Consider the following 12,824-nt stretch of genomic DNA (forward strand, 5'->3'; position numbering starts at 1 on the left):
GAAGAGGAGGGCCAATATGCGCAGCTGTGGAATTGTAGTAGAGTACAATCCCTTTCATAACGGGCATCGATATCATGCGGAAAAAGCACGTGAACTAAGTGGTGCTGATGTGGTGGTGGCTGTTATGAGTGGGAATTTTTTACAACGAGGAGAACCGGCAATCATAGACAAATGGGCACGAACAAAGACAGCCTTGCAAAATGGGGTTGATCTCGTAGTGGAACTGCCCTTTTCATGGGCGGTACAATCTGCAGATTATTTCGCTAGAGGCAGTATTAAGCTATTGCAAGCTTTGAAGTGTGATGCCCTATGTTTTGGTACAGATAGTGATTCTCTTTTTGATTACGCCGAATACGGTCGTTTCTTCATTGAAGAAAAATCAGCGATTGATCAGCTTTTTCACGAACTTCCCATTGGTTGGAGCTATCCGGAAAAGATGGCTGAAGTTGTTTCTCGTTTGTATCCAAAAGCGAAGACGTTTCCTCCTAACCATATTTTAGGTTTAAGTTATGCAAAGGAAAATGCAACGTACGATCGACCAATGGAAATTTTCCCCCTAGCGCGTAAAGACCAGGGCTACCATGATGAGCAGTTAGTAATTGATCAATTTGCAAGTGCAACGGGGATTCGACAAGCTATTTTGGCGAGAGAAGATATATCAGCTTTTGTACCAGAGGAGACACAAGCTGAAGTGAGTCAGCTTCATATTTCGTGGTCAGATTTTTGGTATTATTTAGATTATCAGCTGCGGGCAAGTTCGGTGGACAAACTGCGAGATATTTACCAGATGAGAGAGGGTCTTGAGCATCGCTTAGTTGAACGAGGGTTTGATAATTTTTCGGATTATCTGAGAGAAATCAGTACGAAACGTTACACTCAGCCTCGGCTACAACGTCTTTTAACGTATGTTTTACTCCAAGTCAAAGAAGTCGAGATAAAAGCGGAGCAGGAGAATTCAATGCTGCATATTTTGGGCTTTACTGAAAAAGGACAAGCTTATTTGAATAGCAAGAAAAAACAATTTACTTTACCAGTAGCAGCAAAAATAGGGCAGAAAGAGAAAGGCAAGCATTTTTTAACCTATCGTGCAGATCAAATTTACCAATTAGTTCATCCTCAGGAACAAACGATTGGGCGATTTCCAATCCGAGTATAAAAAATACTTTGCAAAGCGCAAGTGAGTCGTTATAATGAGAAAGTATGAAATTAACGAAAGAGAAGTGAAAACATGGGACGTAAATGGGCGAATATCGTAGCTAAGAAAACTGCGAAAGATGCAAACAACAGTAAAATTTACGCTAAATTTGGAATTGAGATTTATGCAGCTGCAAAATCGGGCGAGCCTGATCCGCATGCCAATCAAAAATTACGTTTTGTTATCGAACGTGCGAAAACGTATAATGTTCCAAAACATATTATTGATCGAGCAATTGAAAAAGCAAAAGGTTCTGGCGATGAAACGTTCCAAGAATTACGTTACGAAGGCTTCGGACCGAATGGTTCAATGGTTATTGTCGATGCATTAACGAATAACGTAAATCGGACAGCTTCGGATGTTCGTGCTGCTTTTGGTAAAAATGGCGGGAACATGGGTGTTTCTGGTGCGGTTGCTTATATGTTTGACAATACAGCACTATTTGGTTTTGCCGGAGAAGATGCTGACGAAATTTTGGAATACTTAATGGACAAAGAAATCGATGTACGCGATGTAGTAGATGAAGAAGGTCAGATCATTGTCTATGGTGAACCTGAAGATTTCAATGCGATTCAAGAAGCCTTGAAAGAAAAAGGTATTACAGAATTTTCCGTTGCTGAAATGCAAATGATTCCTCAGAATGAAGTCACTTTAACTGGTGATGACTTAGAAAAATTTGAGAAAATGATTGATGTGTTGGACGAGTTGGAAGATGTTCAACAAGTTTATCATAATGTCGAATTAGATGATTAATAGTAAAAGACCAGAAAGAAACATTTTTCTTTCTGGTCTTTTTTTATAGTAGAGACTGTTCTTTATATAAATTTTCTGGAATCATTTCCAATAAAGGACTTCTTTCTCCAATAACTAGTAAATTCAGTTCATGCATCGCACGTGTGCAAACAGTATAGAGAATTAATTTGTCTTGTTCAGTATGGTAATTTTCTGGCGAGATATTCCACGCATATACACGATCAAATTCTAAGCCCTTTGCTAAATAAGTAGGAATGATGATCAAACTTTTCTTCATAAAGTCTTCTTCATCAGTCAATAGTTGCACGTATTCTTTTTGATCTGTAGTCAGTTGATCATACAGTGCCTGACATTCTTCTACTGTTTTGGCAATAATAGCCGTTCGCCAATATTTTGCCACTTCAGCCGTTTCTTCGATTTGATGAATCAAACCGTCAATCATTTGGCGAGATTCATTGGCATAATAGACTTGCGGCAGGTCGCCAACCCGGGCAGTTAACTCAACGCGATTTTCTTGCGTTAAGAACTGATTGGCGAAGTTTGTGATTTCTTCTGTGGAACGATAACTCGTAGTCAGTTCAAAATGAGTCAATGACTGTTCTGGGAAAATCTCTTCTAATGAGTGAACCATACTTTCATTTCCAAAAACTTTTTGGTTTAAGTCGCCGCATAAGGTATATGTTGCTTTGGGATATAGGTGACGTAGTAAGGCCACTTGTGCAGGTGAGAAATCCTGCATTTCATCGATAAAGATGAAGCGGGCTTTTTGTTTCACGTCTAATGGATGAATGGATTTCATCAAAAGAAACATCAACGTACCATCCTCCAAACTAATATCTTTCCGTTTAAAGTCGGAACGCAATGCTTCGAGCATATCTTTCCAATTTTCATCAGTCAACTGATAATGAGCTAAGAGACGATTTGGAATACTTTGCAAGAAATGTAGATATTGTTTAGCGTAATTAATAAATCCAAAACGATTGATCATTCTCCGGATCGGACGCATCTTTTTACGTACAATCTTTTGTGCCATTTGGCGGCGTAAGCGGCGTTCAGCTTTTTCTGAATCTTCCATATCAGGATTGTTAACAAATACAGCTTCTACCAACTCATCTGCAGCCTTTTTCACCCAATCTTTTTTCATTTCATCTTTTTCTAAGCCACCAATTTTTTTCAAAAGCTTGGTTTGCAATAATTGCATTCGTTGATACATTGGCAGCTCTGGATTAGCTTCTTGGTACCAATTGCGAATTTGCTTCTTAGAAATTAATACTTCCTGATTCAACTTAAGATCACGAAAGAGTGGACCAAACTCAGTAATACGATCGACATACTTATACAATTCCTGAACAATTGCAAAACTACTCTTCGTTCGCAATACTCGGTCATCTTGTCCAGAAAGAAAAACTTCCTCATGGCTTTCTTCTGTATGAATTTGATAGGTCGGAAGTAGGGCACTTAAAAAGGTTTTAAATGTTTCGGTCGGAATACCACTTTCACCAAGTGAAGGCAAGACTGTTGAGATGTAATCAGAAAAAATATGATTAGGAGAAAATAAAAGAACCTGTTCATTATCTAACCATTTACGATTGTGATACAGTAGGTAAGCGACACGCTGGAGTAATGCGGAGGTCTTTCCGCTTCCGGCGATTCCCTCTACTACTAAAACCTTACTTCTTGTATCTCGAATTATTTCATTTTGCGAACGTTGAATCGTAGCTACGATATTCTTCATATGATTAGAAGAGGCTTCATCCAAAATTTCCAATAGAAAATCATCATTGATTGCTTCAGATGTATCCACCATTGATAATATATGACCTTCACGAATTTTGAACTGACGCTTCAACAATAACTCAATGGGGATAATAGCGTCATGAGCTTCGTACTGGGTTTTCCCTAATGTCCCCTCGTAATAAAGATTAGCAATCGGAGCTCGCCAATCGATTACCACGGTTTCTTCTTGGAGATCTCGTAAAGAGGCGATTCCTAAGTAAAGCGTCTCAGCTTCCTGATCTTCTTTAAAATCGATTCGTGCAAAATATGGATTTTCCAGCATCAACCTCAAAGCCCGTTGCCGTTTTTCCTGAGAAGCTAAAGATTGATAGCGTAAAAGTAGTTCTGCTTCATGCTGACGAGTGTCAGCCATTGTTTCAGCCAAAGCTTCAAAAGAACCACCTTGGATTCTTTGTCCGGCATTTTCTAGCATATCGGTATCAAATTTCGCTTTTGTTTCCTTCTTTTGGCTGTCCAAAAAATTTATTTCTTGTTGGATCAAAGTGCTTGTCTGTTGGACGTGCTCTTGTTCGTACTCTCTTGCGTTCATTGAGCATCCCATCCCCCTTTGTTTTTCCATTAACTGTTTATAACAGCATAATAGTATAGCACATAAGGGGAAAGAGAAGCAAAGGGCTCGTTCTGTCTAGTTGGGAAGGGATAATTTGCTTTAGAATAGGAAGATTTTTGAATGCTTTTTGTTGATTGGATATTTCAGAGTTAGTGGTTTTTAAATGAAATAATTTTGTTGTAAACAATATTCATTTTAAATGTTCATTGAAGAAGAAATAGATGATATAATATTTTTATAATTATTATAATCGTGTGACTGGCTGATCGAATAATTAGTTGTAACTGAATAAATTTCGATATTATTTCAATTAATTTGTGATAGTGGAGTATGGAGCAGAAAAATGATGAAGAATTCAACTTACAAAGACAATATAAAAATTTTTAGGCAAGAGATTCAAACAATGATTGATATATTGATCTATACGAGTGAGGAAACAAAAATGATCTATCGCCAACAACTAGTGGAGAGTACAGATTTTAATCAGCTCAAAGAACTCAAAGAAATTATCGAGACTGGAGAACAACAACTTAAAAGGATAAAAAAGACACTATTTCAGACATTAGAGTCCTACATCTGGGAAATAAATGTATTTGAGTACTTACCGCTAAAAGAGAAAAAACGTTGGATTGAGGTTCTTATCGCTGCTGAGTTGCAAGAAGAGATGGAAGAAATATATATACAAGCGATGGAAGCCGAAAGATCAGCAAGTATGAAGCTTTTAGATGATTAGATAAATGTAAAATGACAGAAAAATAAAAGTGAACTATTCAATTATTTATTCAAAGAGATTCTAAAATAAACGATCCTTTAATAGAAAATTCAAACACCTATGGACTTTCATATCGTGAAGATCCATAGGTGTTCTCCTTTATTTTGTTTCTGAATAAACTACTTTATAAGTAACAATTCAATCAGTTCCATCAAAAGCTCGTTTAATTTGAGCAAGATTAATTTTTTTCATTTTGTACATTTCTTGTGTCGCGCGACGAGCTTTTTCAGAATCAGAATCATTGGTCCAATTCAAAAGCTCCTTATTGACCGTTTGCCAGTAAACCCCATATCGGTCTTCCATCCAACCGCAAGGCCATTCCTTACCATCACGAGTGATAGCATCCCAAACTTGATCAATATCCGCCTGATCTTTGAAATAAAAGTAAAAGGAGTTTGCCATGGTGAAATGAAACGTTTGTTTTTCTGGGCTATCCATAATAATCAGGTCGTGTCCACGCAACTGGAAACCAGAAGCGCGCAATCGGTCTTCTTTGCCTTTAATGATAAAAGTTTGTTTTCCCCCGAAGATAGCGATCCACTCATCGATTGCGGCTTGAGCCAAACCGTAATTATTGTTAGCAAACATGATGCAGGGGATGATAGTTTGCAAGTTCTCTCCCAAACGGATCTGCCAAGAAAAGCCATAGCGGTCGTTCGTCCAGCCAAATTTGCCGAGCTCAGGATAATCTGTCAGAGGCATTAGTGTTTCACCGTCCTGATTTAATTGTTTCCAAACGCTATGAAGCTGTTCTTCATTTTCACAATTAACAACATAGGAAATAGCAGGAGTCGGCGAAAAATCATCACCACCATTCAACAAAAGAAATTCACAGCCAGCTAATTCTAAAGTGATTGTCAGTAAGTCACCGATTTTACCGTGTTCATCTGTAATAAAATATGTTTTATTCACAATCCTACTATCTTCAAATATGGATGTATAAAACTCAGCAGCTTCACCAATATGTCCATTAAACCAGAGACAGCAGCCAAATTGCTGTTCCATGGAATTCCCTCCTCATTTTAATAAAGATTGATATGCCAAATTACGCCATAAGGGTCTTTAACCATTCCATACAGTTCTGCCCAAAAAGTTTTCTCAAGTGGCAGCAATACAGCACCATTTTCTGCTAATTGCTGAAAAATATCTGCTGCTTCTTCAGTTGTTTTTGCGTTATAGACTAAGGCTACGTTGTTCCCAACAACTATTGGAGGGGCTAAGTTTTCAGGACTGTCTGAAATCATTACATTTGTGTCATTAATTTTTAAATTGGAGTTCATCACTAAATCCTTGAGATCATCGTCAATCGGGTGCTCATCATCTTGGGGCATTTGCCCAAAAGTCATGATTTGAGCGGGTTCGGTTTTAAAAATTTTTTCATAAAAGGCAATTGCTTCAGTAGCTTGATCTTTAAAATGCAAATAGATATCCATGATAGTTTCCTCCATTCTTATGTTGCTACTTTATCATGAAGAAAGGGCTATCAATAATATTTTGACTCGCTGACGAGATAAAGCTTTGACTTTTTTGAAAAAATACTGAGACATTGGTTGTGATTATACTTGGATATCCAAACGATATTGTACAAAAAAATCTCGCTATTGATAGAAATGGCATAACTAATCTGAGCCATTAGTCACAGCAACTTTACCTTGAGTTAGCTAAAGGAAAACTATAGCACCATTTTTTTAGAGAAAAGTATGATAAAATAAAGCGAAAAAATCAAAAATTAAAGGAGCGATTTATCATGCCATTCGTACACATTGAATTAATTGAAGGAAGAACAGAAGAACAATTGACCAAAATGGTGGAGGAAGTAACTGAGGCAGTTTCAAGAACAGCAGGAGCGCCAAAAGAAAATATTCATGTTATCATTAATGAGATGCAAAAGGGCAAATATGCACAAGGTGGTAAATGGAAATAAGATTTCCTATTTATGCTTGCATTTCAATTCAATAAGTGTTTATAATGACTTTGTAATTGATTGATGAAGAAAGACACCTGAACTTGAAGGCTGTTTAACAGAGAGGAAAAGCTAGGCTGAAACTTTTCCAGATAAGCGCAAGGGATGACCACTTTCAGAAGACTCTTGTTAAATGCAGGAGCGGACAGCACCGTTATCGCTTGTGAGGGACAGAAATTCTGTCCAAAGATTAGGTGGAACCACGTTTATTCGTCCTAGTACCGATTTCGGTACTAGGACTTTTTTTTATCAATCAAAACGAATAAGGGGGAACATAGGATGGTAAAAATTTCATTTCCAGACGGATCAGTAAAAGAGTTTGACAATGGTATTACTGGCTTAGAGATCGCGAAAAGTATTTCTAGTTCATTAGCAAAAAAAGCATTAGCAGTTGTTGTAAACGGTGAGTTGGAAGATTTAAACCGAGCAATCGAAGAAGATGCGGAATTAAAAATCGTGACTGAACAAGATGAAGAAGCATTGCCGCTAGTTCGTCATTCAAGTGCACACTTAATGGCACAAGCAATTCGCCGCTTATTTCCAAATATGCACTTTGGTGTAGGACCAGCGATTGACTCAGGGTTCTATTATGATACTGATAATGGAGACGGAGAACAAATCAGTGAAGAAGATTTCCCGGCAATCGAAAAAGAGATGAAAAAAATTATCAAAGAAAATCTGCCGATCGAACGCAAAGTAATGAGTCGTCAGGAAGCGTTAGATTTCTTCAGTTATGATCCATATAAAGTAGAATTGATTACAGATTTGCCCGAGGATGAAGTGATCACTGCTTATACGCAAGGTGAATTCACCGATTTATGTCGTGGGCCACATGTTCCTTCAACAGGTAAAATCAAGATTTTCAAATTATTATCAGTAGCTGGTGCGTACTGGCGTGGAAATTCTGATAACAAAATGATGCAACGTGTTTATGGAACAGCCTTCTTTAAACAAGCAGATCTTGATCATTTCTTAAAAATGCGTGAAGAAGCCAAGGAACGTGACCATCGTAAACTTGGTAAAGAGTTAGATCTATTTATGATCTCGCAAGAAGTTGGTTCAGGATTACCTTTCTGGTTGCCAAAAGGCGCAACAATTCGTCGAATTATCGAACGCTATATTGTTGATAAAGAAATTTCTATGGGCTATGAACATGTATATACTCCAGTTTTAGCAGATACTGGTTTGTACAAAACATCTGGTCACTGGGATCATTACAAGGAAGACATGTTCCCAATCATGGATATGGGCGATGGTGAAGAATCATTAGTTCTACGACCAATGAACTGCCCGCACCACATGATGATTTATAAGAACCATATTCACTCATACCGTGAGTTGCCAATTCGTTTAGCTGAACTTGGAATGGATCATCGTTACGAAAAATCTGGTGCTTTATCTGGTTTACAACGGGTTCGTGAAATGACAATGAATGATGCACATATCTTTGTTCGTCCAGATCAAATCAAAGAAGAATTCCGTCGTACGTTAGACTTGATCTTGGAAGTTTATAAAGACTTTGGTTTTGAAGATTATCGTTTCCGCCTAAGCTATCGTGATCCTGAAAATACTGAAAAATATTTCGATGATGATGCGATGTGGGAAAATTCTCAACGTTTATTGAAAGAAGTTATGGACGAATCTGGTTTTGATTACTTTGAAGCAGATGGGGAAGCAGCGTTCTATGGTCCTAAATTAGACGTACAGGTCCAAACTGCTTTAGGAACTGAAGAAACATTATCGACAATTCAATTTGACTTCCTGTTACCAGAACGCTTTGATTTATCTTATATTGGTGAAGATGGAAAAGAACATCGTCCGGTCGTAGTACACCGCAGTGTTGTTTCAACGATGGAACGTTTCACTGCATACTTGATTGAACAATACAAAGGAGCTTTCCCAACTTGGTTAGCACCAGAGCAAGTAGCGATCTTACCAGTATCACCTGAACATCATGGCGATTATGCGTATGAAGTGAAAGATCGTTTGGTTCGTGAGGGTGTCCGGGTTGAAGTTGACGATCGTAATGAAAAACTTGGTTACAAGATTCGTCAAGCGCAAACACAAAAAATTCCTTATCTATTAGTAATTGGGGACAAGGAAGTCAATGATGCAACAGTCAATGTTCGTCGCTATGGTAGCGAGGAACAAGAAGTACAAGACTTAAATCTGTTCGTAGAGGCTATTAAAGCGGATATTGATAACATGAGTCGTAATTAAGAAATTTCCGGTGAGTTCCCTCACCGGTTTTTTTTATTAAAATCCAGTTGAAAAACTGCCTCATTAGAAATAGACAAACTAAAATTGGCGATAAACGAGAGAAAAAAATCATTTGTGGAAAACTTTTTAAAGAAAATGCGTAATAGTCGCCTTTTCTTTTTTTAAAGTTTTCCACAGAAGGTCGTCTATTTGAATGTTTCACAGAAAATAAGTTTTCAGATTGTGATAAAACCACATTTAAAGCTAATTTATTTTCCGATAAAAAAAATAATTCTATGCTCGTGAAACACATTGGCTTTTTAAGCGTAAATGAAGTGGAAGTTCTTAAACTATATTAAAGGAACCATGATTAATCCTTTTGAAAAACTACTTTTTCGGCTACAATAAGACAAGTAACTGTCAAAGTGGAAGGAACAGATGAATGAAATTAACGAATCCATTTAAGAAATTTTTTGAGAAATTAAAACTTGCGGATGAAAAAGGCCGTAATCAAAATAAGAGTCATATCCCCTTTAGGTTGAATTTTCTATTTTTTGTCATTTTCGGCTTATTCGTCATTTTAGTTACAAGGCTAGGCTATCTCCAAATCGTTGAGGGCGACAAAATGAAAGCCGAAATGAAGGCTTCTACCACGATCACTGTGAAAGAAAATGCACCACGTGGGGTTATTTATGATGCTAAAGGAACAGCGCTAGTTAATAATAAGGCTAACCCGGCAATCACTTTTACTCGCGGTAATCAGATGGATGCATCAGATATTCTTAAGCTAGCGGTTGAACTGGATAAATTAATCGAAGTACCGGCTGATGAAAATCTAACTACTCGAGACAAAAAGGATTATTGGCTTGCGGATAAGGATCATTTAAAAGAGGCCGAAGATCGGTTATCCTTTAAGGAAAAAAATCTTGATAATACAAATGAATACCAAAAACTGGTAGATAAAGTTAAAGATAGTGAAATTCAATTCAACGAGGATCAGCTGAAAATTGCGACGATTTTTAAACGAATGAATAGTGCTTCTGCGCTAAGCACAGTTTTTGTCAAAAACGAAGGTGTGACGGATGAGGAGTTGGCAGTAGTTGCTGAACGAGCCTCAGATTTGCCAGGTGTTTCTACAGGAACTGACTGGGATCGTTCATATAACGATGATTTAGATGGTTCATTAAAAAGCATCTTAGGAAAAATTACAACGGAAAAAGAAGGACTGCCTGCCGAAGAAGCGGACGAATTATTGAAAAAAGGTTATGCAAGGAATGACCGTGTCGGCAAGAGCTATCTAGAAAAGCAATATGAAGAGCAGCTTCAAGGTAAGAAAGGTGAATACAAGGTTACCTTGAATAGTGAAGGAAACATTGAAAAACAAAAAGAAGTTAAAAAAGGTGAAAAGGGATCGAATCTCGTTTTGACTATTAATAGCGACTTCCAGAAAAAAGTCGAAGATATTTTGAAAAAGCATTATCAAGGTTTAGTTGATAGTGGTGTTGCAAAGTATTCTCCAGGGGCTTATGCTGTAGCGATGAACCCAAATACAGGCGAAGTTTTAGCTATGACTGGCTTTACACATGATGTGAACAGCAAAGAGATAGAAGAAAACACATTAGGAACAATCACCAGCGCGTTTGAACCAGGTTCTGTAGTGAAGGCCGGAACAGTGACCGCTGGTTATCAGACGGGTGCCATTACTGGAAATGACACATTAATTGATCAACCGATTAAATTATCCGGTACTGCGTTAAAAGGGTCAATTTATAATAAAGTACTAGGAAATCAAATTCCATTGAATACAGTAAAAGCATTGGAATGGTCATCTAATGCTTATATGATGCAAATTGTCTTGCGTATGCTAGGAGTGCAATATCAACAAGAAATGTCCTTGCCAGAGAGCGCTTCTTCTAAAGAGATGTACGATAAATTACGTAACGCTTTTGCGGAATATGGGATGGGCGTTAAGACGCAAATTGACTTGCCAAACGAAACGCGCGGGCTGGTTAACGAAGACTTTGGAACGGATCATGCTCCTGGGGGCGGAAATTTGCTCGACCTGTCATTTGGTCAGTATGATACGTATACACCTATGCAATTAGCACAATATGCGTCCACTGTAGCGAATGGTGGCACAAGAATCGCTCCGCACGTTGTTAAAGGAATTTACGGAAACAATGATAGTGGTGGTCTTGGAGAATTGCAACAAGAGATTACTGGTAAAAAACTAGATCAGGTTAATATCACAGCAGATCAGATGGGGATTATCAAGCAAGGTTTTTACCAAGCAGTTCACGGAAGCGATCCTTATACAACGGCTAGAGACTTGGCTTCAGCTAAACTTGATCCTGCGGCGAAAACCGGGACAGCCGAAACAGTTGTATCAGTCAATGGTCAAGCAGTTAATACGATTAATAGTAATATCGTTGCCTATGCTCCACACGACAAACCACAAATAGCTATTAGTGTGATGCTGCCAAACTTGGATGAAGAGCATGACGATACAAATAAAGCAATTGCAAAAGACATAATAAATGCATTTGCAGACACATATGGCGTACAATAAAGCTAAGGAGCTTTTGCTCCTTAGCTTTATTTGCGTAGTTTTGCAGGACATAAAACTTAAAAATATTTTCCTAAAAAGTATTAATGGATTTTTGTATGAAAGGGAGTAGGCACTATGACAGTTTATAACTTTGAAGTAAAACAAACGGATGGGACGGAAAAATCTTTAGCGGATTATGAAGGAAAAGTTTTATTGATCGTTAATACAGCGACTGGATGTGGGTTCACACCGCAATATGAAGGATTGCAAAACTTATATGACCGATATAAAGATAGTGGATTTGAAATCCTGGATTTTCCCTGCAATCAATTTGGCAACCAAGCACCTGGTACGAATGAGGAAGTCGCAGATTTTTGTCAGATGAAATATCACACGACGTTTGAAACGTTTGGAAAAATAGATGTGAATGGCGAAAAGGAAGAACCATTGTACAGCTATCTTAAAAGTGCGCAAGGTGGTTTACTTAACAAAGCAATCAAATGGAATTTTACAAAATTCCTGATTGATCGTGAGGGAAACGTAATAAAACGCTATGCATCACAAACAAAGCCAGAGGATATTGCTGAAGATATTGAAGCTCAACTTTAAAAACGTCAAGTAGAATTACTTAACGAAATTGATGAAAAGACTAGTCAAGAAAATAAAAACATGATATGATATCAAAGTCTGAGAAATATCTTGGAAAACTGATCTTAACTAGGGAGGGAAAATCATGCGCGTAAATATCACTTTAGAATGTACTTCTTGTAAAGAACGTAACTACCTAACTAATAAAAACAAACGTAACAATCCAGATCGTTTGGAAAAAATGAAATATTGCCCACGCGAACGTAAAGTTACTTTGCATAAAGAAGTAAAATAGTCAAATTAATAAGCCAGCGATCACTTATGATTGCTGGCTTTTTTGACATTAAAGGAAGTATAACATTTTAAGCGGTCAAAGGATTGATACATCAATCTTTTGACCGCTTTTCATCTGGTCTTTTTCCTATTAAACTAGAGAGATGAAACCCAATATTTTACACG

The 12,824-nt window shown here is 37.6% G+C and carries 11 protein-coding genes; 8 read left to right on the forward strand and 3 right to left on the reverse strand.

Annotated features, from left to right (window positions below; genetic code table 11):
• The first annotated feature begins 16 nt into the window (after positions 1-16).
• Complete coding sequence (locus tag KQI58_RS14405; protein ID WP_216409751.1) at positions 17-1,156, forward strand: nucleotidyltransferase; 1,140 nt, start codon at positions 17-19, stop codon at positions 1,154-1,156.
• Between the two features lie 72 nt (positions 1,157-1,228).
• Positions 1,229-1,948, forward strand: coding sequence for a YebC/PmpR family DNA-binding transcriptional regulator (locus tag KQI58_RS14410; protein ID WP_216409752.1), 720 nt, complete (start codon positions 1,229-1,231; stop codon positions 1,946-1,948).
• A 43-nt stretch (positions 1,949-1,991) separates the two neighbouring features.
• Here the strand turns inward: KQI58_RS14410 and helD are convergent, their stop codons facing one another.
• Positions 1,992-4,274 (reverse strand): RNA polymerase recycling motor HelD, encoded by a 2,283-nt coding sequence (gene helD, locus KQI58_RS14415; RefSeq protein ID WP_216409753.1) that lies wholly within the window; start codon positions 4,272-4,274, stop codon positions 1,992-1,994.
• Positions 4,275-4,638: 364 nt separating this feature from the next.
• Between helD and KQI58_RS14420 the strand changes: the two genes are divergently transcribed.
• Positions 4,639-5,028, forward strand: coding sequence for a hypothetical protein (locus KQI58_RS14420; protein ID WP_216409754.1), 390 nt, complete (start codon positions 4,639-4,641; stop codon positions 5,026-5,028).
• A 177-nt stretch (positions 5,029-5,205) separates the two neighbouring features.
• Here KQI58_RS14420 and KQI58_RS14425 read toward each other — a convergent pair whose 3' ends face one another.
• Positions 5,206-6,072, reverse strand: a complete 867-nt coding sequence (locus tag KQI58_RS14425; protein WP_216409755.1) for a VOC family protein — start codon at positions 6,070-6,072, stop codon at positions 5,206-5,208.
• A 17-nt stretch (positions 6,073-6,089) separates the two neighbouring features.
• On the reverse strand, positions 6,090-6,500 hold the full coding sequence (locus tag KQI58_RS14430) for a VOC family protein (RefSeq protein ID WP_216409756.1): 411 nt from the start codon (positions 6,498-6,500) through the stop codon (positions 6,090-6,092).
• Positions 6,501-6,814: 314 nt separating this feature from the next.
• Here KQI58_RS14430 and KQI58_RS14435 point away from each other — a divergent pair, with 314 nt between their 5' ends.
• The 5 genes from KQI58_RS14435 to rpmG all read left to right on the forward strand — a co-directional run bounded on the left by KQI58_RS14435 (position 6,815) and on the right by rpmG (position 12,660).
• Positions 6,815-6,991: a 2-hydroxymuconate tautomerase gene (locus tag KQI58_RS14435; protein ID WP_016180667.1), complete on the forward strand. Its 177-nt coding sequence runs from the start codon at positions 6,815-6,817 to the stop codon at positions 6,989-6,991.
• A 318-nt stretch (positions 6,992-7,309) separates the two neighbouring features.
• Positions 7,310-9,250, forward strand: coding sequence for a threonine--tRNA ligase (gene thrS / locus KQI58_RS14440; protein WP_216409757.1), 1,941 nt, complete (start codon positions 7,310-7,312; stop codon positions 9,248-9,250).
• Positions 9,251-9,671: 421 nt separating this feature from the next.
• The gene (locus KQI58_RS14445; protein ID WP_216409758.1) at positions 9,672-11,798 is read left to right on the forward strand and encodes a penicillin-binding transpeptidase domain-containing protein; all 2,127 of its coding nucleotides are present in this window, start codon (positions 9,672-9,674) and stop codon (positions 11,796-11,798) included.
• Positions 11,799-11,912: 114 nt separating this feature from the next.
• The gene (locus KQI58_RS14450) at positions 11,913-12,386 is read left to right on the forward strand and encodes a glutathione peroxidase (protein ID WP_216409759.1); all 474 of its coding nucleotides are present in this window, start codon (positions 11,913-11,915) and stop codon (positions 12,384-12,386) included.
• A gap of 124 nt (positions 12,387-12,510) precedes the next feature.
• Positions 12,511-12,660, forward strand: a complete 150-nt coding sequence (gene rpmG, locus KQI58_RS14455; protein ID WP_010740369.1) for a 50S ribosomal protein L33 — start codon at positions 12,511-12,513, stop codon at positions 12,658-12,660.
• The last annotated feature ends 164 nt before the right edge of the window (positions 12,661-12,824 follow it).

This window comes from Enterococcus raffinosus (assembly GCF_018917525.1).
In the GTDB taxonomy this organism is placed as follows: domain Bacteria; phylum Bacillota; class Bacilli; order Lactobacillales; family Enterococcaceae; genus Enterococcus_A; species Enterococcus_A raffinosus_A.

Bases quoted from the DNA above. Each gene is read 5' to 3' on its own strand.
- KQI58_RS14405 (WP_216409751.1), top strand. From the start codon at position 17: ATGCGCAGCTGTGGAATTGTAGTAGAGTACAATCCCTTTCATAACGGG.
- KQI58_RS14410 (WP_216409752.1), top strand. From the start codon at position 1,229: ATGGGACGTAAATGGGCGAATATCGTAGCTAAGAAAACTGCGAAAGAT.
- helD (WP_216409753.1), bottom strand. From the start codon at position 4,274: ATGAACGCAAGAGAGTACGAACAAGAGCACGTCCAACAGACAAGCACT.
- KQI58_RS14420 (WP_216409754.1), top strand. From the start codon at position 4,639: ATGATGAAGAATTCAACTTACAAAGACAATATAAAAATTTTTAGGCAA.
- KQI58_RS14425 (WP_216409755.1), bottom strand. From the start codon at position 6,072: ATGGAACAGCAATTTGGCTGCTGTCTCTGGTTTAATGGACATATTGGT.
- KQI58_RS14430 (WP_216409756.1), bottom strand. From the start codon at position 6,500: ATGGATATCTATTTGCATTTTAAAGATCAAGCTACTGAAGCAATTGCC.
- KQI58_RS14435 (WP_016180667.1), top strand. From the start codon at position 6,815: ATGCCATTCGTACACATTGAATTAATTGAAGGAAGAACAGAAGAACAA.
- thrS (WP_216409757.1), top strand. From the start codon at position 7,310: ATGGTAAAAATTTCATTTCCAGACGGATCAGTAAAAGAGTTTGACAAT.
- KQI58_RS14445 (WP_216409758.1), top strand. From the start codon at position 9,672: ATGAAATTAACGAATCCATTTAAGAAATTTTTTGAGAAATTAAAACTT.
- KQI58_RS14450 (WP_216409759.1), top strand. From the start codon at position 11,913: ATGACAGTTTATAACTTTGAAGTAAAACAAACGGATGGGACGGAAAAA.
- rpmG (WP_010740369.1), top strand. From the start codon at position 12,511: ATGCGCGTAAATATCACTTTAGAATGTACTTCTTGTAAAGAACGTAAC.